Below are 24,331 nucleotides of genomic sequence, written 5' to 3'. Positions count from 1 at the left end.
GGATCGCTACCCGATACGATCGTCTCGCCATCAACTTCCACGCAGCCGTCTGCATCGCAGCCGTCGTCAGCTACTGGTTATGAGTCCCAGCCCTAATGTCGGACGGCGCCGGTGTTGTCGAAGCGGTCGGGGAAGGGGTGACGGAGTTCAAGGCGGGGGACCGGGTCGTTTCCTGCTTCTTCCCGCAATGGTCGGACGGACTGCCATGGGGAGAGGTAGGCAACTTCGCCGGTACGCCGGGGGACGGCATTGACGGTTTCGCGGTCGAATATGCCGTGAGGGCCTCGACTGCCTTCACCCACGCACCGAGTGGCTGGAGCCATGCGGAGACCGCGACGATTACAACGGCTGGGCTCACCGCGTGGCGCGCTCTTGTCGTCGATGGCTCAATCAGGGCCGGAGAGACGGTCCTTGTCCTCGGCACAGGCGGCGTGTCGATCGCCGCTCTGCAGATCGCCAAGACGATGGGAGCGGCGGTCATCGCCACATCCTCATCCGACGAGAAGCTCGAACGTATCCAGGCACTCGGCGCGGATCATGTGATCAACTACCGGCAGACCCCCGATTGGGGGAAAAAGGTGCGCGATCTCACCGGCGGGGGCGTGGATCATGTTGTCGAGGTCGGCGGCCCTGGGACTTTGGCGCATTCGATTACGGCGGTACGGGTGGGCGGTCATATCGCACTGATCGGTGTTCTCACCGGCCGGCAGGGAGAGATACCAACAGCAGTTTTGATGGCCAAGCAGGCGCGCTTGCAGGGACTTATTGTGGGGAGCCGGCGACAGCAGCGAGATTACATTGTTGCGCTGAACCAGAACGACATGCACCCAATTCTAGATCGCAGCTTCACCCTGGATCAGCTCGGCGACGCCTTTCACTACCAGGCCAGCGGCGCCCATTTTGGCAAGATCTGTGTGGAGTGGTGAGCCAATCGAAGCAGCGTCAAGCTATCGCCTTTCCCTTGTGGCGCCCATGCCCGGCGAACACATCGCCGCCACTAGACGACTGGTCTAACTTCATATATATAGTGTGAATCATGTCCACACCGCAAACTGCGCTCGCCCGCGACGTCCGACAAGAGATTCTCGACACCGCCCAAATCATCATCAGTGGCAAGGGGTATGCGGCCGTCGGCTTGAACGAAATTCTCGCAGCGGCTGGTGTTCCGAAGGGGTCCTTTTATCATTATTTCGAATCAAAGGATGCCTTTGGTGAGGCGCTGCTAGAGAGCTATTTCGAGACCTACCTTGAGGATCTCGACGCCATGCTGCAGCGCCCTGGGCTCAGCGAGGGTGAGCGTCTGATGGTTTACTGGCAAAAGTGGGTGGACACCCAGGCCAGTTGCGATCCGGAGGGCAAGTGCCTCGCGGTAAAGCTCGGTGCCGAAGTTTCGGATCTGTCCGAGACAATGCGCAAAGTCCTGCTGCGCGGCACTTCGGCCGTTATTGGACGGCTCGCTCGGACGATCGAACGTGGCCTGGCTGATGGTTCGGTCGTGATCGCCGGGGAGCCCCAGGAGACCGCGGAAACGCTTTATCAAACATGGCTTGGCGCCAGCTTGCTCGCAAAGATAGCACGCAACGCCGAACCATTGCTGAGCGCGCTTGCCGCCAGCCGGCGCACGCTCGGGATCAACCAGGCGACGTAGGTCATTTCCTCCTGGCGATCACATGCTTTTGCCTATCGCTTAGACGACCAGTCTAATTTGGAGTGCGGTCATGTTGAACTTCGAATTTTTTAACCCGACGCGCATCGTCTTCGGTCAGGGGACGATCGCGAGGCTTGATACGCTGGTCGCCTCGGATGCGCGCGTGCTGATCCTGCTCGGCGGCGAAAGCGCCCGGAAGAACGGCACGCTTGCCGAGGTTCGCGCCGCACTTGGCGCTCGGGAGGTTTATGAGTTCGACGGGATCGAGCCGAACCCCAGCTACGAGACGCTGATGAAGGCGGTGAGCCTGGTCCGTGAGAAAAAACTCGATTTCCTGCTCGCGGTCGGTGGTGGCTCGGTGATCGACGGCACGAAATTCGTGGCCGCCGCGATCGATTATGACGGTGAGCCCTGGGACATCCTGGAGACCCGCGGCGATACCGTGACGAGTGCCCTTCCCTTCGGCAGCGTCCTCACCTTGCCTGCAACCGGATCGGAGATGAACGACGGTTCCGTCGTCACGCGCAGAGCCACCCAGGCGAAGCTCGCCTTCACGAGCCCGCATGTGTTTCCGCGATTCTCGATTCTCGATCCCACGAAGACTTACACGCTTCCGATCCGGCAGATCGCCAACGGTGTCGTCGACTCTTTCACCCATGTGATGGAGCAATATCTCACCTACCCCGCCGACGGCCTCGTACAGGATCGTTTTGCCGAAGGTCTGCTGCAAACGCTGATCGAGATCGGCCCCAAGCTGCTCGAGAAGGCTGACGATTACGAGCTGCGCGCGAATTTCATGTGGGTCGCGACGCTCGCGCTCAACGGGCTGATCGGCGCCGACGTGCCGCAGGACTGGTCGACGCACATCATCGGTCACGAACTGACCGCGCGCTACAATATCGACCACGCACGCACGCTGGCCGTCGTCCTTCCCGCCAACCTTCAGGTTCGTCGGGCTGCGAAGCATGGCAAGCTGCTGCAATATGCGCAGCGCGTCTGGGGCATCACACAAGGCTCCGAGGACGAACGCATCGATGCGGCGATCGATCGGACGCGGGCTTTCTTCGAAAGCATGGGGATCCAGACCCGGCTGCCCGACTATGGCATCGATGCAAGCGAGATCGGGACCCTTGTCGGCCAGCTTCGCGCGCACGGCATGGTCGAACTCGGCGAGCGCAAGGACGTCACCCCCGAGGTGGGTCAGCGCATTCTCGAAGCCAGTCTCTGACAAGAAACGGGAGGCATCGTCATGACCACGCACCATCGAATCCTGCTCGACAAGCGCCCGACGGGCGCTCCGCAACTCTCGGACTTCCGGCTCGATGAGCAGCCTGTCCCGGAGCCCGGTGAGGGACAGGTCCTGCTCCGCACGATCTATTTGTCGCTCGATCCCTATATGCGAGGCCGCATGAGCGATGCGCCATCCTACGCGCCTCCCGTCGAGGTGGGAGCGGTCATGGTCGGGGGCGCCGTGAGCCGCGTCGAGGTCTCGCGTCATCCAGACTATAACGAAGGCGACCTCGTGGTGGGTGACACCGGCTGGCAAAGCCATGCCATCTCGGACGGTCGCGACATCACCCGGCTCGACGCGCGCGTCACCCACCCCTCCTACGCGCTCAGCCTGCTCGGCATGCCCGGCTTCACCGCCTATCATGGCCTGCTGAAGATCGGTGAGCCGAGCCCCGGCGAAACGCTGGTCGTCGCATCCGCGACCGGCGCCGTCGGCTCCGTGGTGGGGCAGATTGGCAGGATCAAGGGCGCGCACGTCGTCGGCGTTGCGGGCGGCGCTGACAAGTGCCGCTACGCGGTCGACACGCTGGGGTTCAATGCCTGCGTCGATCACCGTGCGCCCGATTTCGCGGACCAGCTCGCCGCCGCGACGGGCAATGGTATCGACATCTACTTCGAGAATGTCGGGGGCGCGGTGTTCGATGCCGTCCTGCCCCGGCTGAATATCGGTGCGCGCATCCCGGTGTGCGGATTGATCGCACACTACAACGATTATTCGGCGCTCCCTCCCGGACCGAACCAGGCGCCACGCCTGATGATGCAGATCCTCATGAAACGCTGGCGCGTCCAGGGCTTCATCATCACCGACCATTGGGCGGAGGGTTTCGGCCCCTTTCTTTCCGACATGACCGCATGGGCAGCACAGGACAAGGTCAAGCTACGCGAGGATATCGTCGACGGTCTCGAGAATGCGCCCCAGGGGTTCCTGAACCTGCTCTCGGGAAAAAGTTTCGGGAAAGTGGTGGTCCGCGTGAGCGACCTCTGAGCGGCACCGAAGACCATCCACTATCACTTAAAGGTCCACCTCATGACGAAGATTCTCGTGATACTCACCTCGCACGATCAACTTGGAAATACGGGCAAGAAGACCGGCTTCTGGCTGGAAGAACTAGCAGCCCCTTATTATGCGTTCGTCGACGCGGGCGTTGACGTCACCTTGGCTTCCCCGAAGGGCGGGCAACCGCCTCTCGATCCGAAGAGCAACGAGCCGGACGCCCAGACCGACACGACCTGCCGATTCGAGGCCGACGACACGGCCATGTCGGCACTCGCGAATACGCACAAGCTGTCCGATGTCTCGGTCGCGGATTTCGATGCGATCTTCTATCCGGGCGGCCATGGTCCACTTTGGGATCTGGCCAACGACCCCCACTCGATCGCTTTGATCGAAGATGCGCTCGGCGCTAACAAACCGGTCGGCCTGGTGTGCCATGCGCCGGGCGCGCTGCGTGACGTGAAGGGTGCTGACGGCAAGCCGCTGGTCGAGGGCAGGACCGTCACCGGCTTCAGCAACAGCGAAGAGGAAGCTGTCGGCCTGACCGAGGTCGTGCCCTTTCTCGTGGAAGACGCACTCACGGGCCTGGGTGCCCATTACAGCAAGGGACCCGACTGGGGAGCCCATGTGCAAACGGACGGGTTGCTAGTGACCGGACAGAACCCCGCCTCATCCGATGCCGCCGCGCACGCATTGCTTGCGCTGCTTGACTGAAGGAGACCCGCATGTCCGCTTATGCCGTCATCATCCGAGACAGCACGGTCGATGCAGGCGAGCTCGCCCTGTATCAACAGAAGGCTCCCGCTGCGCGTGCCGGCCACGATTTGACCCCGCTTGCCTTCTACGGGGCATTTGAGGTGTTGGAAGGCGCACCCATCGAGGGCGCCGTCATCCTGCGCTTCCCGAATATCGAGGCTGCACGGGCTTGGTATGACAGCCCTGCCTATCGCGAGGCGCTCCCGCATCGGCTGAGAGGTGCCGAGAGCCGCGCCTTCATCATCGAGGGGATCGATACTGAAGCCGACGGCTGATGGTGGCGCCGGGGGCCCCTTCCCTTCGGCCGCCACCCGGCCCTGTCTCAACCTGCTGGCGCCCGGAAAGGATTTATGGATGATATCAAGCGTTCCCGCTGACCCGACAGGCTGGGAGGCCCGTTATGGCACCCGGCCGCCCTCGGACATCCCCGACGAGGCGTTTTCGCACCTGCTCCGGCATAGGTCGGTGCGCGCCTATGGCGACCAGCCTGTCGCCGACGACGCGCTGAGCTGGGCTATCGCCGCGGCGCAGTCGGCATCGTCTTCTTCCAACCTCCAGCCCTGGAGCGTCATCGCCGTTCGGGATCGCGGCAAGCAGGAACGTCTCGCCGAACTTGCTGGTGACCAGCGCCATGTCGCGCAGGCCCCGCTGTTCCTTGCCTGGGTCGCGGACTGGTCGCGTCTTCGCAGGCTTGGCCTCGCCCAGCACATCCCGACTGAGGGCACCGACTATCTCGAAAGCTATACGATTGGCGCGGTCGATACGGCGCTCGCGGCGCAGAACGCTGCGATCGCCTTCGAGCTGCTCGGCATGGGCATCGTCTACATCGGCGGCATGCGCAATCACCCCGAAGCGGTCGCAGAAGAGCTCGGTCTTCCGTCTGGTAGCTTTGTCCTCTTCGGCATGTGCGTCGGCTATCCCGACCCGAGCCGGCCTGCCGAGGTCAAGCCCCGCCTCCCGCAGGCGGCGGTACTCCATCACGGCCGCTATGACCTGTCTCAAGAGGCGGCCGCCGTCGCAGACTATGACCGCCGGATGAGCCAATTTCAGCGGTCCCGGCAACGCGACGACCAGGCCTGGTCGCGCAGCGCCGTCGAGCGCGTGCGCGGCCCGGAAGCGCTGACCGGCCGGGACCGATTGCGAGAGGCTGTCAACAATCTTGGTCTGAAACTGACGTGAAACGCCTTCAGCCGGAATAGCCGCGCGTCAACCCATCAGCCGTTTGCACGGCGCGGAGCACCATCGCTCGTACCGTCCAAGACCAAATCTGGAACCGCTCGCTCGACGCGACCGCAATTTGGAGAAAGAATCATGAAGCATCGAGTTCTGGGAAGAAGCGGACTGGAGGTTTCTTCTATCGGCTTCGGGTGCATGGGCCTGAATCATGCCTATGGGCCGGGCGTCAGTAAGGAAGAAGGCGTCAAGCTGATCCGGGAAGCCGTCGAGCGCGGCGTGACGATGTTCGACACGGCGGAGGTTTATGGGCCTTACACCAACGAAGAGATCGTTGGGGAGGCACTCGCACCCTTGCGACAGGATGTCGTAATCGCGACGAAGTTCGGCTTCTCGATCGTTGATGGCAAGATGGCGGGCCCGGATAGCCGGCCCGACAGGATCCGGGCCGTATGTGATGCCTCCCTGAAACGGCTGAACACCGACCATATCGATCTCTTCTACCAGCACCGTGTTGATCCGAATGTGCCGATCGAAGACGTCGCCGGAACGGTGGCCGAGCTGATCCGGGCCGGCAAGGTCAGGCATTTCGGCATGTCCGAGGCTGGAGCGCAGACCGTGCGCCGCGCGCATGCCGTGCAACCAGTCACCGCCTTGCAGAATGAATATTCGATCTGGACCCGCGATATCGAGGCGAGCGGCATAGTGGACGTCTGTGATGAGCTCGGCATCGGACTTGTTGCCTACAGCCCGCTCGGAAGAGGCTTCCTGACGGGCGCGTTGGGCAATCCGGGCGACATCGACCCGGCCGACTTCCGGGCCGGCTTGCCCCGCTTCACACCCGAGGCGATGGAAAAGAACCAGGCCCTTGTGGAGCTCCTGAACCGGATCGCGGGCGAGAAGCAAGCGACGGCGGCTCAAATCGCCTTGGCATGGCTCCTCACCCGCAAGCCCTGGATCGTGCCTATCCCGGGAACAACCAAGCTGCATCGGCTGGAGGAGAATCTGGCGGCGGCCGAAATCGAACTGGATCGCGAGGATCTGGCTAAATTCGATGGAGCGCTCGCGCAGATCCAGGTCGAGGGCGCGCGATATCCGGCGCACATGGAAGCGGTGACGGGACGATGAAGACAATCGCGCCGCCCAGGATGAGCAGATCGCCAGCGGTCGCGAACAGGTCCGGCACCGAACAGTACGCCGACAATCGAAACAAATGTCATGTTATGATGGAGAATGAGTGATGAATATCTATCGGACAATCAATCCTGCGACCGGCGCGACGGAGAAGTCTTTCGAGACGCATAGCGACGCCGAGATGTTCGCGAAGCTGGACAAGGCGCACGCACTTTGGAAAGACAGCTGGCATCTGCTGTCGTTCGCGGACCGTCGCGCCATCGTGCAGCGGGCGGCCGACATCCTGCGTCGGGACACGGACAAGCACGCCCGGCTCATCTCCACGGAAATGGGCAAAGTGTTTCCGGAGGCGGTCTGGGAGATCGGCATATCTGCGGACATATTGTCCTATTATGCTGATAACGCCGAAAGATTCCTGGCTCCCAGGGATTTGGAGGTGGCAAGCGGGAAGGCCACCGTGCTGAGCCAGCCGCTCGGCGTCATCTACTGCGTCGAGCCATGGAACTTCCCCTATTACCAGCTCGCCCGCGTGGCCGCGCCCAACCTGATGGCAGGCAACGTCGTGCTGGTGAAGCACGCGCCCGGCGTCCCGCAATGCGCGCTTGCTTTCGAGGCCTTGTTTCACGAGGCCGGTGCTCCGGAAGGTGCCTACACCAACCTGTTCATCAGCAACGATCAGTCCGAGCAGCTGATCGGTCGCCGTGAAATCCGCGGCGTCGCGCTGACGGGAAGCGAGCGGGCGGGAAGCGCCGTGGCCAGCCAGGCCGGACGTGCGCTCAAGAAGAGCACGATGGAGCTCGGCGGCTCCGACCCCTTCATCGTGCTGGATGACGCCAGGCTGGATGACGTGATCCCGACCGCGGTTGCCGGCCGCATGATGAACAATGGCCAGGTCTGCACCTCGGCCAAGCGGATGATCGTGCATCACTCGCTGGTGGAGGAATTCACCGCGCGCCTGACCGATGCCATCGGCGAATTCCGCTATGGCGACCCGCTTGAGCAGGGCGTCACGCATGGCCCGATGAGCAGCGAGGACGCGATGAAGCGCGCGATCGCGCAGGTCGAAAAGGCGGTCGAGCATGGCGCGACCCTCGTGACCGGCGGCAAGCGACTCGACAGGGACGGGTTTTTCATGGGCGCCGGAATCCTTACGGATGTGGCCAGGGACAACCCGGTTTTCTACGAGGAGATTTTCGGGCCGGTCGCAACCATCTATCCGGTGGGCAGCGATGACGAGGCCGTGGCCCTGGCCAATGACTCGCCCTACGGCCTTGGTGGCTCCGTGCACACGAGCGATGTCGAACGCGGACGCAAGATCGCGGAGCGGATTCAGACAGGCATGGTCTTCATCAACGGGGTCACGGACACGGCTCCCGACCTGCCCTTCGGCGGCATCGGCAATTCAGGTTATGGCCGCGAACTGTCGGAATTCGGGATCGAGGAATTCGTCAACCGCAAGCTCATTCACCTCTGAACGGGACGGGGAGGCCCCCTGGCCTCCCCACCGTATTGCAACCTCGAGGCCGCTATCAGTTCGCGCCCCTGACGGCAGCGGCACTCAAATCAGGCCCCAAGCACGCCTCGTCGCCGTCGGAGACCATTACCCGAGACATCCGAGCCACACTAATTACCGGTCGGAACTTAAGGTGCGTTCGCGACGTTCTTGTCCCGGGAATCAACGGGCATTCCTCGAACGATGCAGCCTGGCTTTTCATCCGTGGCTACGCGCCAGAAACCGGGTCGCACTCAAGCAGCAGGAGCACCATATGGTCGACGCCGCCACGCTCACATCAGAAGAGCAAACCAATCTGGAGCTTGCGCATGAATATATGCGGATCGCTTACACGCCCGGTCTGGGCAGCGCGGATGCCGTCAAGCATCTATGCGCCTCAGCGAACCGTTTCGTGGGTCCGACGACCTTTCCGGGCACGGAAACGCTGGAACAGTATGCCGACGTCCATGGCGAGTTGATGACGAAGCTCGATGACCTTCACTTCGTCAGTTTCGACGTGGAATTCGTCAAGAATGATCGCGTCGCGTTTCGCTATACCGCCGAGGGCACCCACAAGGGCGCGCCCCACGGGAAGATCCAGCCGACGGGTCGCAAGGCGACCTGGACCGCGAGCGCCCTTTTCCGAGCGAAGGATGGCAAACTCGTCGAGTTCGTCAAGGAATGGAACAATCTTCCCATGTGGGAACAGCTTGGCTGGCCGATCGAGGAATGCCTCACCTACAATAAATAAGCGGGTCGGGAACGGGCGCGGGAACACCTTCGCGAATGCAGCAGCTGCATGACAATGTGTGGAATTTTCGTGGACGCTTCAAGTTCGCGAAGGTGATCGACATCGGTACCCAGATGTCGCTGGTCCGCCGCCCGGATGGCCGGTTCCTCCTGCTCGACAGCTATTCGGTGACGGGCGAGGACCGCGACGGCCTCTTGCGGCTGACAAACGATGGCGCCGCTATCGCGGCGATCATCAATGTCCATCCCTTCCATACGCTTCATTGCCGTATCGCACACGAACTGGCCCCGCGGGCGCGGCTGATCGGGACACGCCGGCATCGCGAACAGGTCCCCGACCTGCCGTGGGACGGGAGCGTGATCGAGGATGCCGCGACCCAGGCCGAATTCGCTGACGATCTCGAATTCGCCGTGCCCCATGGCCTCGATCTCGTCACGCCCGACGGCCGGGTGCATGCGGCATCGGTGCTGGTCCGGCACCGCCCCAGCGGGATTGTCCATGTCGACGACACGCTGAACGTGCTGGCGGCACCGGGAATGCTGAAGCCTTTGCTGCCGCAGTCCCGCCTCCGTTTCCACCCGATGCTGGCCAAGGCGCTTTCAAAGCGCTCCGGTTCGGCGGACGCGTTCGCCGCCTGGGCTCGGGCCCTGGCCGATCGCTGGGCGGGCACGCCCCTTGTCTGCGCTGCCCATTCCGCGGTGCGGATTCTCCCGGGGACGGGTGGCGCGACGAGATCCTGCGCGCGCTTTCCGACGTGCGGGGCACTCTTTCCAATCATCGCTCGCGGTACGGCTGATCCTCGGCTGTCGTATTCTTTTCGCAAACAGAAAGTTGGATATCATGACAGACACACAATTCTCCACGATCAATCCTCTGACCGAGGAGGTGATCGAAACCTACAGCTACATGTCGGACGAAGAGGCGACCACCGTGGTGCAGGCGAGTCACGACGCGTTTCTCCAGTGGCGGTTGCGCAGCCTGGAGGAGCGTGCGTCGGTCATGTCCGCCATCGGCGGCGCCTTGCGTGACGCCAAGGAGGAGTTCGCACAGCTGATGACCCGCGAGGTCGGCAAGCTCATCGGCGACAGCCGCGACGAGGTCGACCTGGTTGCGGCGATTTGCGATTATACCGCTCAGCATGGGCCCGCGGTGCTTGCCGACGAGACGCGCGAGGTTAAAGGCGCCACGGCCTTTGTCACCCACGCGCCGATTGGCGTCGTCTACGGCATACAGCCATGGAATTTTCCGGCCTATCAGGCCGTGCGCTATTCGATCGCCAGCCTGATGGCAGGTAACGGCGTGCTGTTGAAGCACGCCGAGAACTGCACGGGCAGCGGCCTGTTCCTGCGCGATCTCTATGAGCGCGCGGGGCTGCCCAAGGGCCTCTTCGGCGTCCTGATCATCACCCACGAGCAGTCGGACAGGATCATCGAAAACGACCTGGTGCGCGGCGTCACGCTGACCGGCAGCGACCGCGCCGGTCGCGCCGTCGCCGCCAAGGCCGGTGAGGTGGTGAAAAAGACCGTGCTCGAACTGGGGTCGAACGACGCCTATCTCGTGCTCGACGACGCCGATCTCGATCTGGCGGTGAAGACCTGCGTCGCAGGCCGCCTCTACAACAACGGCCAGACCTGTGTGAACGCCAAGCGTTTCATCGTCACGGACAAGAATTACGACGCCTTCGTCGAGGCCTATGTCGAGCAATTCGGCACGATCCGCATGGGTGACCCGAACGAAGCGAATACCCAGCTCGGCCCGCTGGTCAGCCGGGGCCAGCGCGATCAGCTCGACAAGCAGGTGCAGGAGAGCGTCGCAAAGGGCGCGCGCGTGCTCGTCGGCGGCAAAGTGCCGGATCGCACCGGCTGGTTCTATCCGGCCACCGTGCTGGCGGATGTCGCGCCCGGCCAGCCCGCCCACGATGACGAACTGTTCGGCCCCGCCGCCGCCATCATCCGCGCCAGCGATGACGAGGATGCGATGCGGATCGCCAACGGCAGCCGCTATGGCCTCGGCGGCGGCATCTTCAGCCGCAACGTCGATTATGCGCGCGAGCTGGCCACCAAATATTTCGATACGGGCATGGTGTTCATCAACAGCTTCGGCATTGCGACACCCGATCTTCCCTTCGGAGGCGTGAAGGATTCCGGCTATGGCCGAGAGCACGGCCTCGAAGGCCTCAAGGAGTTCGTGAACGTCAAATCCGTCACGATCGGCTGAGCATGGCGGCGGGACCGGACCGATACGATGTGGCGATCATCGGGGCCGGCACCGCCGGCCTCGCCGCCGAGCGCGCGGCGCGCAAGAACGGCGCGTCGACGGTGCTGATCGATCCCGCATTTGCCGGCACGACCTGCGCCACGGTCGGTTGCATGCCTTCCAAGCTGCTCATCGCAGCTGCACGGGAGGCCCATCGGATCGGGCGGGCCGGGCTGTTCGGGATCGACATCGACGCTGCGCGGGTCGACGGCCCCGCCGTCCTCCGCCGGGTGCGCGCGGAGCGGGATCGCTTCGCCGCGCTGACGCGCGAATCGATCGAGAGCCTGCCCGATGGCGTAGCCATCCGGGCACGGGCGCGTTTTACCGGGCCTGACCGGCTGCTGCTCGATACCGGTCGGATCATCGAGGCGCGGGCGATCATCGTCGCCAACGGGTCGGCGCCCGTGTTGCCGGATGCCTTCGCCGCCCTGCGCGATGTCGCGATCACCAGCGAAACCGTGTTCGAACTGGCGGATCTCCCCAGGCGCCTTGCCGTGATCGGCTCCGGCGCGATCGGGCTTGAACTGGCACAAGCCTTCGCGCATCTCGGCGTCGAGGTGGCGCTCTTCGACAGGGCAGACCGCGTGGCAAACATACGCTGCCCCAAAGTGCAAGCGACCTTGCGGGACATTCTCGAGCGCGACCTGGACCTGCATCTTGGTGTCGGGGTCGTGGCGCGAAAACACGAGCACGGCGTGCATCTCTCGTGGAGTGGCAGAGACCAAGGCGATGGGCTGTTCGACAAGGTGCTGGTCGCGGTCGGCCGACACCCGCAGATCCGGGGACTCGATCTGGACCGCGCGGGTGTTGAACTCGACCCGCGCGGCGTTCCGGTCCACGATCGGGCAACGATGCGGTGCGGCGACAGCACGATCTTTCTTGCAGGCGATGTTGCCGCGGATCTGCCGCTTCTGCACGAGGCCTCGCATGATGGCGCCATTGCCGGCCGCAACGCCGTCGCCCTTCCCGCCGCTGTCAGAAGCGACCGCAACACCCGTTTCAGCATCACCTTCACCGAACCGACATTGGCGACGATCGGCGACGCCGAGGCCGATGGCGCCGTCACCGGTACCGCCGACTTTGCCGATCAGGGACGGTCCCGGGTCGAGGGGCGCAATGAAGGCAAGCTGACCCTCTATGCCGCGGCGCCCGACGGGCGGCTGATCGGCGCGGATCTCATCGCACCAGCCGGCGAGCATCTGGCGCACATCCTCGCGTGGGCGATCCAGCGCCGGGTCACCGCGACCGAATTGCTCGAGCTGCCCTTCTATCACCCGACGATCGAGGAGGGGCTCAAACAGGCGCTGCGCACCATCTGTGCCGCTACGCCCCTTCCACTTCCGCAGAACCAGGACGCCGGCACGCCGGCCGGGGCCTGAAAACGACAGGGAACAATCATGGCTGACAATTCCATTCTTTTCCGGCCCTTGCAGGTCGGCGCCATCGAACTGCCCAACCGCGTGCTGATGGCGCCGCTGACACGCAGCCGGGCGCATGGCGACGGAACGCCCAAGCCCATGGCGGTCGCTTATTATCGCCAGCGCGCGTCGGCCGGCCTCATCATCTCCGAGGCGACCCAGATCTCGCCGATGGGCAAGGGCTATATCGATACGCCCGGCATCCACAGTGACGCGCATGTCGAGGGCTGGAAGCCGATCGTCGAGGCCGTGCACGCCGCAGGCGGCCGGATTTTCTGTCAACTCTGGCATGTCGGCCGGATCAGCCACACATCGCTGCTTCCCGACGGCGCGCAGCCGGTTTCGGCAAGCGCGGTCCGCGCGAACGTCAAAACCTTCACCGCCCAGGGTCTCTCCGATACATCGGAACCGGTCGCGCTCGATGAAGACGGCATCGCGGCAACGCTCGATGATTATGCCGCCGCCGCGCGGTACGCGAAGCTGGCCGGGTTCGATGGCGTCGAGGTTCACTCCGCTAATGGCTATCTCCTCGACCAATTCCTGCAGGACGGCACCAATCGCCGAAGCGACGATTATGGCGGCTCGGTCGAAAATCGACTGCGCCTGTTGGGCGAGGCGCTGGATCGGGTCTGTGCCGTGTTCCCGACAAATCGGGTGGGCGTCCGGCTGTCGCCGCTCGGCCAGGCGAACGACATCAGTGACAGCGATCCCGAAACCGTCTTCACCGCTGCCTACAGCATGCTGAGCGCGCGCGGCCTTGCCTATCTTCATGTGATCGAGGAATTCTACGGCCAGAAAAGCAGCGACGACCAGCGCGCATTGCTGAAGAGGCTGCGTGCGTCATTCGATGGCGTCTACATCGGCAACGGCGCTTATGATGCCCGATCCGCAACCACCGCCATCGCGGATGGTGACGCCGACGCGATAAGTTTCGGGCGGCCGTTCATCTCAAATCCCGATCTTCCCGAACGCTTGCGTGTCGGTGCCGATCTCGCTGAGCCTGATCAGGCGACCTTCTATGGCGGCGGCGAGCAAGGCTATACCGATTATCCTTTCTTGCCGCCCCAACATTGATCGGCTGGCGCCAAGTCCAGCGCTCCCGGTCCGACAGCCAAAAGCGAAGCGGGTGAACGCCCGGGCCTGGATGGGACCATCACTTTCCCTCCTGTCCGAGCGGAGACCAATCGCGCTCGCCCCCATCTGCGGCGATGATCGTGTCCATGCGCTCGGCGATCATCTGGGTGAGTGGAAGCTTCAACCCGTTGGCGGCGGTTAGCGCCAGGCCAATATCCTTGCGACCGAGCCGCATCGGAAACCCCGCCGGTTCGAAGCGTTTGTCGGCGATGATCGGACCGTAGCTGCGGATGAGACGGTTGCCATAATCGGTGGCCAGCAGCAGGTTGGCCATGTGCATCGCTAGCGGGCGCAGACATGACTCCGGACGGTGAGATCTCCTAAAGCGCTCCCGGGGCCAGCATGCCGATCGCGACCCCGGGACTGGGTTGGGCCGGTGCGCTGGACAGTTAAGGCTTAGCCGCACGCGGTGTAGGTCTCTGCTTTAGCCAGCGGGATAAGTCGGCAGTCACAATGCTTTCGGTAAAAGGCCTCTTCTTTCGGCGGCCGGTACCTTTTTCATGGCCGCCGGGGCTCCCTCCAGAAACCGGATAACGGACATTCGGATGACCGCGCCCAGATCCTGCGGCGTGTCCAATGCGTAGACCCAACGACGGATAGCAAGATAGAACATCTCGCCGTGCAATGCCCACGCCACTTCCATCTCCAGTGGCGAAGGTTTGCCTTCCTTGCCCTCGCTCACCATCAACTCGCGAGCAAGGGGTTCGATGATGTTCGATTGAATAAGCCCGAGATAACGCTGCGTGATGTCAACGCCTTTGAGGCCGGCAAAGACGAATATCCGCACCCATTCATAATTGAAGATCGCTGCGAGGTAATCCTCATAGAAGGCGACAAGGCGATCCTCCAGCGACCGATCGGATTTATGCAGCAGCGCCTCCCATTCCGGCTGCCAGCGATTGAGGTAAACCTCTTCGTACACCCGCTCGATCAGGGCTTCCTTTGTAGGAAAATAGCGCAGCAAATTCTGATGCGTGGTCCCGATGCGCTGCGCCAAGTCGCGCAATCCGCCGTCGAAACCAACCTCCGCGAAGAAAGCGACGGCTCCTTCGATGATCTCGCGTTCGCGCTCGGTCGGATCTAGGCGGCGTCTCTTCGGTTTACGCGCGGACGAGGCAGTCTGCCTCATACGGGCGATTTCAGGCATCTCGCTGCCGATTGTCTTCCTCTTCACCACGGATGCAGCCTCATCATACTCGACACATCGCTTAATCTAATAGTGACCGATCGGCAATTAATATTGACCCCAACGCCTTTCGGGCTTAGGTTAGTGACCGATCGGCAATTATCCTCGATTTTGCGCACGACTTCAAACCGGATCATCACGGAGATCATCATGGAAGCAAAGTCACTAACGACGTCAGACCGCCTCGTCGCGGGCAAGACAGCTTTCGAGGAGATTACCGGCCTGCCCGCGAGCGCCTTCCTGGACGGGCTCGCGGATCTCGCTCCGAACTTCGGACGCTTTGTCATGGAGTGGGAGTTCGCCGATGTATATGGATCAAGTTCCCTCGACCTGAAGACGCGCGAGACCATCATGATTGCCGCCTGTGCCGCGCTGGGCGCGACGGCTGCGCCGATCCTCAAACTGAGGATCGGCTCCGCGCTGCGCGCCGGCGTTTCCCGTGAGGAAATCATCGACATCTGTGTTCAAGTTGGAATTGCAGCGGGTCTTCCGGCAGCTTTGGCTGCCATTCAAACGGCAGGTTCGGTGTTCGCCTCAGTCGAGAATCCGAGCTGAGGCGCAGGCGCAGGCGCAGGGGGCATGCCTGAGATGGACGAGGCAGACGCCACGCGTCAACGCGGACCCGCGATTTTTCGCATTTTGCGGCTCTTCGCTCGGCGTCTTCGGGGGCGTGCAACCGCCACGATCTGCCTACTCACCGCACTGTGCGTGGCTGGCGTGGTCCTTGCCATCGGTCACGGCGATCGCCTTGCCTCCTCGATGGGCGAACAGACGACGGACGATGCCTATGTGCGCGCGGACCTCGTTAGCATCGCATCCCATATCGGCGGATATGTCGAATCCGTGCCTGTGACAGACAACGCCTGGGTTGAGGCAGGGCAGACAGTCGCCGTCATCCGGAGCGACGATTATAAGACCCGGCTGGAGGCCGCCGAGGCGGACCTGGGCGCGGCGCAGGCCGCGGCCGAAATACTGAACGAACAGGCGGTTCTCCAGACGTCGCATATTGCGGCGGCCGAAGCGGCGGTGCGACAGGCCGAGGCCAACCTGATTCAGACTAGACTGGAATATTCCCGGCAACGATCGCTCGCGACCGATGGGACGACATCGCGTCGGGCGCTGGAGGAAGCGCATGCAGCCGAACAACGCCTTACCGCAGCACGGGACCAGGCCGCCGCCGACCTGACGGCGGCGCAGCAAATGCAGCGGGTCATTCAGACCCAGGCTGAGCAGGCGCGCAACACGATTGGGAGCAAGCGCGCCGGGCGCGATCTCGCCCGCATCGACCTGGGCTATACGCGAATCACAAGTCCTGTTTCCGGACAATTGTCTTCGCGGACGATCCTGCCTGGCGACTATGTCGCTCCCGGCACGCAGGTCGCACTTCTGGCTCCTCTGCCCCAGGTCTGGGTTATCGCCAACTTCCGCGAGGTCCAGATCGCACACATGCGGCCGGGACAGGCGGCGTCGCTGACGGTCGACAGCGCACCCGGCGTGGTCTTCCACGGAACGGTCGACAGCCTCGGACCAGTTTCGGGTGCGCTGCTTGCCCTGCTGCCGCCCGACAACGCGACCGGTAATTTCACCAAGGTCGCCCAGCGTTTCCCGGTCAAGATCATTCTGAGGCCCGGGCAGCGAGGCCTCGATCGGTTGCGCCCCGGCATGTCGGCCGTCGCGACCGTCGCGACGGGGAAGTGATGATGAATCCGGCCTCCCGCATGGCGACGACGATGGGCCGGTATAAGACGCCGGCGCTGGCCAGCCTCTCCGCCTTTTGCGCGGCCTGGATGGTGATGATGGCGAACCGCTATTTCACGCAGTCCGCCGCTGATCTCGAAGGCGGTCTCGGCATCGGCGCCGACGACGGCAGCTGGCTCACGACCGCCTATTCCGCGGCCGAGCCGATCGGCGTGGCGATCGGATGCTGGCTCGCCATGGGATTGTCGATCCGCCGCGTCCTGCTGCCCGCCGTGGTCCTGTTTCTGGCGGCGTCGATGGCGCTTGGTTTCTCGCCCGGCCTCGGGGACGCCATTGCGGCGCGGTCGCTGATGGGGTTCGCGGCCGGCATGATCATGCCGCTCTCGATCCTGATCCAGCTTCGCGCGTTCGACCTTACATGGCGCCCGGTCGGTATCGCGCTTTATGCCACCGCCACCACGCTCGCCTCGCAGATCGCCGCTCCGGTCGGAAGTTTCGCGGTCCTGCATCTCGGCTGGCAGGCGATGCTCTGGCTGAGCTTTCCGCTTGGTCTCGCTGCCCTCGTCGCCGGTTTTGCCGGACTGTGGCGAGAACCGGTTCGGTGGAGGGCGATCATCCATGCGGATCTGGCTGGTATCGCATCGCTCTCTTGCGGGCTCGGGCTCCTCGCCTGCGGACTCAGTCAGGGCAATCGTCTGAGGTGGTTCGACTCACCTGTCGTCATCGCGCTGCTGGCGGGAGGTGTTGCGTGCCTGCTGATTTTCGTCTGCCACGAATGGCGGCATGTCCGACACCCGATCGTGGCGATCCGGCTGACCCGGCGCTGGAACCTGACCCTGGGCGCACTGGCCACCTTGCCGTTCCAGTTTGCCACCATGTTATCAGGCGCGTTCATCCCGAATTTCCTGGTGTCGGTCCAGGGCTTCCGGGCGGAGCAGATCGCTCCGGTGCTCCTCGGCACGGCCTGGACGCAATTCATCTCCTACCCCGTGGTCGCTCTCGCCTTGCGCTTTCATTGGGTGGACGCTCGCACCTTGATGGTGGTCGGGCTTTCCTCGGTAGGACTGGCCGCCCTGCTCAACGTCGCCGCCACCTCCGATTGGATGGCGATCGAGCTCATGCTCGGCCAGCTGCTCCAGGGCTTGGGCCTGCCGCTGATCATTGTACCGCTTCTCGTCCTGTTTGTGGGCGAGGTGAAACCGGCCGAAGGCGCATATGCCGCCAGCATCTTCAACATCGCCCGAAGTCTGGCCGCGACCGCATCGAGCGCGTGGGTGGCGACAACGATGCGACTGGATGGACAGGCGAGCTACGCCGAACTGCTCGCCAACACCGGTTTCTACCCCGATGGGCGGCGGGGCGTCCTCTCATCGCTGAGCAGCACGATCGGCTACGCCGCCAGCGATACAGGCCGCAATCACTTGCGCGCCGTTCAGCACGTAGCGGCAGAGGCGCGCCGGCAAGCCGCGGTGCTTGGTTCGTCGGAAGCCTTTGTGCTCCTGGGCGCATTGCTATTCTGCTCCTGCGGACTGGCGCTCATGATGGCCGAATTTGGCAGCGGCCATCCTGATCGCCAAAGTGGAGCACGGGCGTCATGAGAAGCCGCCTCTTCTCCACGCTTACGATGGTGGCGCTTCTGGCCGGATGCACGGTCGGGCCGGACTACCAGCCGCCACATCTGTCGGCCCCAGAGCGATGGACGGAGGGGAACGCCGATGCGCCGCACGTTGCCCGGGCAGACTCGTGGTGGGACGGATTTCATGACCCGATCCTGTCAGACCTCCTCCAGAAGGCCGTCAGCGGCAACAAGGGTCTGAAAATCGCCGGGCAAAGGATCGTCCAGGCCCGCGCCGATCTACGAATCGCGGAATCGCGCGCACTCCCGTCCTTGGGTGTCGGCGGAACAGCCGAGAGCCGTCGCCAGACGCAGACGCTGGATTGGCCACCACCTGCATCGAGAGGGGTCTATCCCTATTATCAGGTCGGCTTCGACGCTTCCTGGGAACTCGATTTCTTCGGCGGAACGCGACGGCGCCAGGAAGCCGCAGAAGCGAGCGTTGGTGAGGCAGAAGAGGCGCAACACGCAATTCTAGTAAGCTTGCTCGCGGAAGTAGCCGACGACTATTTCGCATACAGGCTCGCCTTGGTCCGGCTCCGTATCGCGCAGGCGAGCGTCGCGGCAGCGCAGCAGGCGCTTCAGCTTTCAATCCACGCTTATCAAGGTGGTGAGCGGCCGCGACTGGACATGATCGAGGCCCAAGCACACCTCGACGCTGCGCAAGCCGCCGTGCCTTCCCAGCAGGCGGAAGCAGATAATTATCTTCACGCTCTGGCCACCCTGATCGGGGTATTTCCTGAAGAGTTCAAGGCGCCGGCTGTCGGATCCACGTCGCTTCCCGCACCGCCGCCTATGCCGCTTTCTCTACCTTCGGATGTCATCGCCCAACGTCCAGACATCCGGCGCGCCGAACGCGCCTACGCTGCGGCGAATGCGAGGATAGGGGTCGCGGTCGCTGATCTCTATCCGCATTTCTCCATCCCACTTGATTTCGGTCTGACGACCAGTTCGCTGCACCAAGCGTTCAAGGTCGCAAGCCTGGCCTGGATCGCAGGTGGGACGATCAGTCAGAGTCTCTACTCGGGAGGGCGACTTCCTGCTCAGGTCGACGCAGCACGGGCCACTGCCGAATCCGAGCGCCTTAACTACGAGCAGACGGTGCTCGGCGCCTTTCGGGAAGTTGAGGATGACATGGCGAACGAGGCGACAGCCAAGGCGCGCTATACCGCATTGGCTGCGGAAGCTGAACAAGACCATCAAGCCCTCGATAACGCTGCAAGGCTATATGGAAAGGGAGAAACGGGCTTCCTGCCGGTATTGGACGCGCAACGACAACTCTACACGGCACAGGACGTAGCTGCGCAAAGCGCTTGGTCTCGACTGCGATCAGATATCGCGCTCTACAAAGCTTTGGGAGGCGGTTGGCAGACTATTAGTGCAGGCGGGCATTTAGCCGAGCCAAAATGCAGCAAGGACTGCCGGGATAATGGCAGCCCTGAAAAATGAAATGGCCGCTGCGGATGGCGTACCGATTTTATCGCTCAAGGCGGTGCTACAATATTTGCCCTATGTGCTGGTGGCAGCGGAGAAAAGCAGCTTCCGGCAGGCTGCAATAGAGTTAGATGTTTGGGAATCAACCGTTAGTCGAGGCATCCGCGATCTAGAAGATAAGGTTGGTGTCGCTTTATTCATCCGCCATCCTGGCGGCGTGAGACTCACAAATGCCGGTCAGAAATTCCTCAAACATGCTCGTGTAGCGATGGATCGCATCGAATATGCACTGAAAGATGCAGGGGCAGCAGGACGCGGTGAGGTCGGCGCAGTTCGGATTGGCATATTTTCGTCGCTGGCCTCAGGCTTCCTCGCTGACCTGTTGCAGGCCTATCAAGCGGATAATCCGTTTGTTCACCTCGATTTTGCCGAGGGCGATCCAGCGGAGCACATAGCTTCAGTCCAGCATCACCGAATGGATGTTGCTTTTCTCGCGGGTAGCCCTGCTGCCTGTGGCTGTGAGGCAAGGTCTCTTTGGAACGAACGGGTCTTCGCTGTCGTGCCCCAGGCTCACCGCCTGGCGAGATGCAGAGAGATCGGCTGGGACGATCTGCGCGACGAGCGCTTCATTGTTAGCCACGCTAATCCCGGCCCAGAAGTCCATAATTACCTCGTAAAGCATGTAGCGGACCTGAGTCATCATCCGGTCGTCGAGCGGTGCGGCGTCGGGCGCGACAACCTCATGAAGCTTGTCGCCCTTGGCCGAGGTCTCACCCTAATTAGCGAGGCCGCCACCAGCGTTGCCTTTCCTGGCGTGGCTTACCGGCCAATCAAGGGCGAACGATTGCCGTTCAGCGCGATATGGTCCGTGAGCAACGACAATCCTGCCTTCCGGCGGCTTCTGAGTATGGCGCGGCGGCTCTCTAAGCGAGCCGCCGACGATGGGCCGCAAAATGGCGCTACGGTCTCGCCGTAGAGCCATCGCCGCCTCCGGAACCGGGATCGCCACGCCTCGATTTGGCAAAGCCACGATCGGTCGCAATGAACCGTTCCAACATGGGCACGATTAGACGCACCGGATCGACGGGCGTCTGACCGCTTTCGCGGCCCAGCGCCTCGCCATAGGCCACGAGATCCCGATGGAGCGCAGCGGGCAGCTCCACGGACAGCTTGACCGGCTTCTGATCGGCGATCGGACCAAGTTTCAGCTTCCCCATGTCAGCCTCCGTAGGGTTCGAGCACCAGGTCGTGCGTGACGATCACACGCATCGGAAAGCCCGGTCGGATGGTCAACGTGGGCGCGATATTGAGCTGGCGCCCGACGATCTGTTGTCCGATCTGGCTGGTGCTGTTGGACGCGCCTTGTTGCAGGGCGCGAGCGATGTCGCTCTCGTTGCCCGAATAGCCGGCCTCCGAGCCGATGCTGAGGATCGTCGTGAGCAAGGCCGCCTTGAACAGCTCGCCCCAATGATAGTCGACACCATCCTCAAGGCCGGCATAGCCTTCGGCGTCCGCGCCCGGCTGGCGTTCGAGAACGATGGAGCGCCCGTTCGGGAAGATCAGCCGGTTCCAGGCCAGCAGCACGCGGCTCTGCCCGAAGCCGACATTGTTGTCATACTGGCCGATAATCCGTGTACCCTGTGGCACCAGGAGAATGCGCCCCGTGGGGCTGTCATAGACGTTCTCCGTCACCTGCGCCGTGATCTGACCGGGGAGATCGGAGCGGATGCCGGTGATCATCGCCGCGGGAATGACGGCGCCGGCTTGGAGGACGTTCTTCGATGCCGGGGCCTGCACCCGGTCAGGCGCCACCGTCTTTCGGTCGGCGTCAGCCGTCAGGAAGGCAGTCTGCCTATCCTGCGCGGTCGGCGTCGCCGGCGTCGGGGCGAGTCCCAGATTGGCCAAGGTAGGTGTGGGCTGCGGATTGGGCGCGGGGCTGGCGCCAGCCGTCGCCGGGCGGCCCTCGGCGCCGGAAAAGAGCTTGCTCGTCCGGGCCGCATCGATCTCCTGAAGCCGTCGTTGCTCCTCGGCGCTGGGACCGGGATTAGGAGCCGGCATCATGGGTGAGGGCACGGCCTGGCCGTTATTCTGGGCATTGAGAATCGGGCGACCGAGGTCGCCGGGCAGTGGCGGGCCGAGCTTAGGCACGCCGCTATAGTCGTGCGGCAGACCGGCCAGGCCATCGGCGGTCGCGCGATTGTCGGTCGAGTAGAGTTCCTCGGCCGGCTTGCCGGTGTTGTGATTCTGGAGCGCATAGATGAGGGCGCCGCCGAGACCAACGCTGGCGATCAGCCCGAGCCCGGCCAGCGCCTTGCGCGACAGGCGGGTGACACGCGGCGCCTCGCCGCGCAGCCGCATCGGCTCGGCCGCATCGCCGGCCGGCGCCGCAGGCGCGGCCTCCTCCTCGTTCCGGGGATCGGAATCGCTCACGACGCCGGCCTCCCGTCGGTGCGGACGATGCGCACACGCTTCTCGGAATCCTTGTCGCCGAAGCGGAGTTCGGCGGCGGCGAACAGCCGGTCGACGATCATGTAGTTGGCGCGGACACGGTAATTCACCAGCTCGGAGGTCTTGCCCGACGAGCCGATGACGAAGAGCGGCGGCATCTCGCCCTGGGCGATGCCGGTCGGAAACTCGATATAGACCTGCCGGCCGTCGTCGAAGGCGCGCAGCGGCCGCCAGGGCGCACGATCGCCCTCGATCGCGTAGCGGAAATTGATGGCGGAGAGATCGACGCCGGCGGCGATTGGCTGCGCCGCCTGGGCGTCCGTGTTCTGGCGGCGGAGCGCGATGAGCTGATCCTGCGGATATTGCCAGGAGACGGAGGCCATGTAGGTGCGCTCGCCCGAGCGCAGCTCCATGTGATAGGTGCGGCGGTCGGTGTTGATGACGAGGTTCGTCATCAGCTCGGCGCGCGTCGGCTTGACGAGGATATGGACCTGGGCGGTCGCGCCGCTCCCGCTCTGCGTGTCGCCGATGATCCACCGGATCGTGTCCCCGGCGGCGACGGGGCCGGAGCCGACGAGCTGCTCGCCTGGCTGCAAGGCGATGTCGGTGATCTCGCCCACGGCGCAATAGACCTGGTAGAGCGCGCCGTCGGTGAAGGGATAGACCTGCATGGCGTTGATGAAACCGTCGCGCACCGGCTGCACGCGCGCCGCGGCGTTGGCCTGGTTGACGCGGACGGCGGGATCGGCGGACTCTGGCGGCAGCTTGCCATGTTCGATCGGCTTCAACTGGCCGGGCAGCGGCAGCGGCTTCGGCAGCTCGACCACCCTGACGGGCGCGGGCGGATCGACCGTGAGATGGGCCGGCGCCGCGTCGTCATAGGAGATCTCCGGCGGCTTGAAGGTCGAGCAACCGGCGAGCGCGGATGCGGAAAGAAGCACAAGCGGCAAAGCGCATAGGCGGAGACGCGGATAGGCGTGTGTGAGCAAAGCCGGGTTTCCGGCTTTACGGAAAGACGGCTTCATTGCCCAAGCTCCCGTGACCAGTTGATGGCGTTGACGTAGATTCCGAGCGGGTTCTTCCGCAGCGTGTCGGCGTTACTCGGCGGCAAGACGACGACGGTGACGATCGCGGTCCAGCGTGCGGTGTCGGCGAGCGCGCCATCCTCGTAGCGGCGCTCGGTCCAGGCGACGCGGAAGGAATTGGGCGAGGCGCGGATGACGCTGGAGACGTCGACCGCGATCTGCTGCTTGCCGATCTTGGCGAAAGGGTCGTTCGCGCGGGCATATTCGTTGAGCGCGATAGCGCCGGCCGATGTGGTGAAGTCGTAGGCGCGCAGCCAATTCTGGCGGACGATGATGGAATCGGCTGGTAGGCTGCGAACCTCCTCGACGAAGCGGGCCAGGTAGAAGGCGATCTGCGGGTCGGAGGGCGTGTAGTCGGCGACCGCTGGCGCCACGGCCTGCGCCTGGCCAAGCCGGTCGACCTGCACCACCCAGGGGACGATGGTGCCGCGCGCGGTCTCCCAGACCAGGGCGGCCGCGAAGCCGGCCGAGAGCGCCAGCGAGCCGAAGGCCATGTACCGCCAGTTGCGCGCCTGCACACGGGCCGACCCGATGCGGTCGTCCCACACTTGGGCGGCGCGCTGATAGGGCGTCTCCGGTTGAGGGGCTTTGCCGTAATGTGCGGCGGGACGTTTGAACATCAGCGGTCGCCTTCGGAAAGATTGACGGAGGAGCCGCCGCCATGCGCGTCGCCGGAACGGACAGCGTGGGCGGCGGTCTGGACGCCGTGGGACATTTGTTGGGAGTCCTCCGCCCCACGGTTGTTTGAGACACTCCGTTAGCGGACGGTCTCCGCCTCAGGGGTGAGGACGATGACGACGAACACGGGAACGATTGCCG

General features: G+C 63.5%; 24 protein-coding genes and 1 pseudogene. 19 read left to right on the top strand and 6 right to left on the bottom strand.

The window, feature by feature from the left end:
• The 14 genes and pseudogenes from FHR90_RS15625 to FHR90_RS15555 all read left to right on the top strand — a co-directional run.
• Positions 1 to 83 (top strand): annotated as a pseudogene (locus FHR90_RS15625) (IS5/IS1182 family transposase); the annotation flags it as partial.
• Positions 84 to 95: 12 nt separating this feature from the next.
• Positions 96 to 926 (top strand): zinc-dependent alcohol dehydrogenase family protein, encoded by an 831-nt coding sequence (locus FHR90_RS15620; protein WP_176621815.1) that lies wholly within the window; start codon positions 96 to 98, stop codon positions 924 to 926.
• 110 nt (positions 927 to 1,036) lie between these two features.
• On the top strand, positions 1,037 to 1,648 hold the full coding sequence (locus tag FHR90_RS15615; RefSeq protein ID WP_176621816.1) for a TetR/AcrR family transcriptional regulator: 612 nt from the start codon (positions 1,037 to 1,039) through the stop codon (positions 1,646 to 1,648).
• Between the two features lie 70 nt (positions 1,649 to 1,718).
• Entirely contained in the window at positions 1,719 to 2,876 is a 1,158-nt protein-coding gene (locus tag FHR90_RS15610) for an iron-containing alcohol dehydrogenase (RefSeq protein ID WP_176621817.1), read from the top strand.
• A 21-nt stretch (positions 2,877 to 2,897) separates the two neighbouring features.
• The gene (locus FHR90_RS15605) at positions 2,898 to 3,923 is read left to right on the top strand and encodes an NADP-dependent oxidoreductase (RefSeq protein WP_176621818.1); all 1,026 of its coding nucleotides are present in this window, start codon (positions 2,898 to 2,900) and stop codon (positions 3,921 to 3,923) included.
• A gap of 42 nt (positions 3,924 to 3,965) precedes the next feature.
• Positions 3,966 to 4,646: a type 1 glutamine amidotransferase domain-containing protein gene (locus FHR90_RS15600; protein ID WP_176621819.1), complete on the top strand. Its 681-nt coding sequence runs from the start codon at positions 3,966 to 3,968 to the stop codon at positions 4,644 to 4,646.
• Between the two features lie 11 nt (positions 4,647 to 4,657).
• Positions 4,658 to 4,963, top strand: a complete 306-nt coding sequence (locus tag FHR90_RS15595) for a DUF1330 domain-containing protein (protein WP_176621820.1) — start codon at positions 4,658 to 4,660, stop codon at positions 4,961 to 4,963.
• 79 nt (positions 4,964 to 5,042) lie between these two features.
• Positions 5,043 to 5,867 (top strand): NADPH-dependent oxidoreductase, encoded by an 825-nt coding sequence (locus tag FHR90_RS15590; protein WP_176621821.1) that lies wholly within the window; start codon positions 5,043 to 5,045, stop codon positions 5,865 to 5,867.
• A gap of 132 nt (positions 5,868 to 5,999) precedes the next feature.
• Positions 6,000 to 6,989, top strand: coding sequence for an aldo/keto reductase (locus tag FHR90_RS15585; RefSeq protein WP_176621822.1), 990 nt, complete (start codon positions 6,000 to 6,002; stop codon positions 6,987 to 6,989).
• A gap of 112 nt (positions 6,990 to 7,101) precedes the next feature.
• Entirely contained in the window at positions 7,102 to 8,469 is a 1,368-nt protein-coding gene (locus FHR90_RS15580) for an NAD-dependent succinate-semialdehyde dehydrogenase (RefSeq protein WP_176621823.1), read from the top strand.
• Between the two features lie 292 nt (positions 8,470 to 8,761).
• Positions 8,762 to 9,238: an ester cyclase gene (locus tag FHR90_RS15575; protein WP_176621824.1), complete on the top strand. Its 477-nt coding sequence runs from the start codon at positions 8,762 to 8,764 to the stop codon at positions 9,236 to 9,238.
• 885 nt (positions 9,239 to 10,123) lie between these two features.
• The gene (locus tag FHR90_RS15565; protein ID WP_218061896.1) at positions 10,124 to 11,455 is read left to right on the top strand and encodes an NAD-dependent succinate-semialdehyde dehydrogenase; all 1,332 of its coding nucleotides are present in this window, start codon (positions 10,124 to 10,126) and stop codon (positions 11,453 to 11,455) included.
• A gap of 29 nt (positions 11,456 to 11,484) precedes the next feature.
• A complete protein-coding gene (locus FHR90_RS15560) occupies positions 11,485 to 12,873 on the top strand; it encodes a dihydrolipoyl dehydrogenase (RefSeq protein ID WP_218061897.1) in 1,389 nt (462 codons plus the stop codon).
• 18 nt (positions 12,874 to 12,891) lie between these two features.
• Positions 12,892 to 13,986, top strand: a complete 1,095-nt coding sequence (locus tag FHR90_RS15555) for an alkene reductase (protein WP_176621826.1) — start codon at positions 12,892 to 12,894, stop codon at positions 13,984 to 13,986.
• A gap of 79 nt (positions 13,987 to 14,065) precedes the next feature.
• Here the strand turns inward: FHR90_RS15555 and FHR90_RS15550 are convergent, their stop codons facing one another.
• Together FHR90_RS15550 and FHR90_RS15545 are read right to left on the bottom strand one after the other, a co-directional pair.
• Positions 14,066 to 14,320, bottom strand: coding sequence for an NAD(P)-dependent oxidoreductase (locus FHR90_RS15550; RefSeq protein WP_176621827.1), 255 nt, complete (start codon positions 14,318 to 14,320; stop codon positions 14,066 to 14,068).
• 174 nt (positions 14,321 to 14,494) lie between these two features.
• Positions 14,495 to 15,223 carry a TetR/AcrR family transcriptional regulator gene (locus FHR90_RS15545; RefSeq protein ID WP_266152937.1) on the bottom strand — a complete coding sequence of 243 codons (729 nt, stop codon included), beginning with the start codon at positions 15,221 to 15,223 and terminating at the stop codon, positions 14,495 to 14,497.
• A 93-nt stretch (positions 15,224 to 15,316) separates the two neighbouring features.
• Between FHR90_RS15545 and FHR90_RS15540 the strand changes: the two genes are divergently transcribed.
• The 5 genes from FHR90_RS15540 to FHR90_RS15520 are packed head-to-tail and all read left to right on the top strand — an operon-like array spanning position 15,317 to position 20,955.
• Positions 15,317 to 15,787 (top strand): carboxymuconolactone decarboxylase family protein, encoded by a 471-nt coding sequence (locus FHR90_RS15540; RefSeq protein WP_266152938.1) that lies wholly within the window; start codon positions 15,317 to 15,319, stop codon positions 15,785 to 15,787.
• 24 nt (positions 15,788 to 15,811) lie between these two features.
• Positions 15,812 to 16,930 carry an HlyD family secretion protein gene (locus tag FHR90_RS15535; RefSeq protein WP_246330324.1) on the top strand — a complete coding sequence of 373 codons (1,119 nt, stop codon included), beginning with the start codon at positions 15,812 to 15,814 and terminating at the stop codon, positions 16,928 to 16,930.
• A gap of 2 nt (positions 16,931 to 16,932) precedes the next feature.
• Entirely contained in the window at positions 16,933 to 18,528 is a 1,596-nt protein-coding gene (locus tag FHR90_RS15530) for an MFS transporter (protein ID WP_176621828.1), read from the top strand.
• On the top strand, positions 18,525 to 19,994 hold the full coding sequence (locus FHR90_RS15525) for an efflux transporter outer membrane subunit (protein WP_176621829.1): 1,470 nt from the start codon (positions 18,525 to 18,527) through the stop codon (positions 19,992 to 19,994). Before FHR90_RS15530 ends, FHR90_RS15525 begins: the two co-directional genes overlap by 4 nt.
• A complete protein-coding gene (locus tag FHR90_RS15520) occupies positions 19,975 to 20,955 on the top strand; it encodes a LysR family transcriptional regulator (protein WP_246330323.1) in 981 nt (326 codons plus the stop codon). Before FHR90_RS15525 ends, FHR90_RS15520 begins: the two co-directional genes overlap by 20 nt.
• Here the strand turns inward: FHR90_RS15520 and FHR90_RS15515 are convergent.
• From FHR90_RS15515 to trbF, 4 genes are read right to left on the bottom strand one after another with little or no spacing between them, the layout of a single operon-like run.
• The gene (locus FHR90_RS15515) at positions 20,939 to 21,196 is read right to left on the bottom strand and encodes a DUF2274 domain-containing protein (RefSeq protein ID WP_176621830.1); all 258 of its coding nucleotides are present in this window, start codon (positions 21,194 to 21,196) and stop codon (positions 20,939 to 20,941) included. The two genes, FHR90_RS15520 and FHR90_RS15515, sit on opposite strands and share 17 nt — an antisense overlap.
• 1 nt (position 21,197) lies before the next feature.
• The gene (locus tag FHR90_RS15510; RefSeq protein ID WP_345970564.1) at positions 21,198 to 22,409 is read right to left on the bottom strand and encodes a TrbI/VirB10 family protein; all 1,212 of its coding nucleotides are present in this window, start codon (positions 22,407 to 22,409) and stop codon (positions 21,198 to 21,200) included.
• Complete coding sequence (trbG, locus tag FHR90_RS15505; RefSeq protein WP_176626130.1) at positions 22,406 to 23,452, bottom strand: P-type conjugative transfer protein TrbG; 1,047 nt, start codon at positions 23,450 to 23,452, stop codon at positions 22,406 to 22,408. The genes FHR90_RS15510 and trbG overlap by 4 nt, the downstream gene beginning before the upstream one ends.
• A complete protein-coding gene (gene trbF / locus FHR90_RS15500) occupies positions 23,449 to 24,132 on the bottom strand; it encodes a conjugal transfer protein TrbF (protein ID WP_176626128.1) in 684 nt (227 codons plus the stop codon). The genes trbG and trbF overlap by 4 nt, the downstream gene beginning before the upstream one ends.
• Positions 24,133 to 24,331 lie beyond the last annotated feature (199 nt).

The sequence above is a fragment of the Endobacter medicaginis genome (assembly GCF_014192375.1).
Lineage (GTDB): Bacteria > Pseudomonadota > Alphaproteobacteria > Acetobacterales > Acetobacteraceae > Endobacter > Endobacter medicaginis.
Note: the sequence above shows the minus strand (reverse complement) of the source record. Positions and strands in the feature narration are given on the sequence as shown.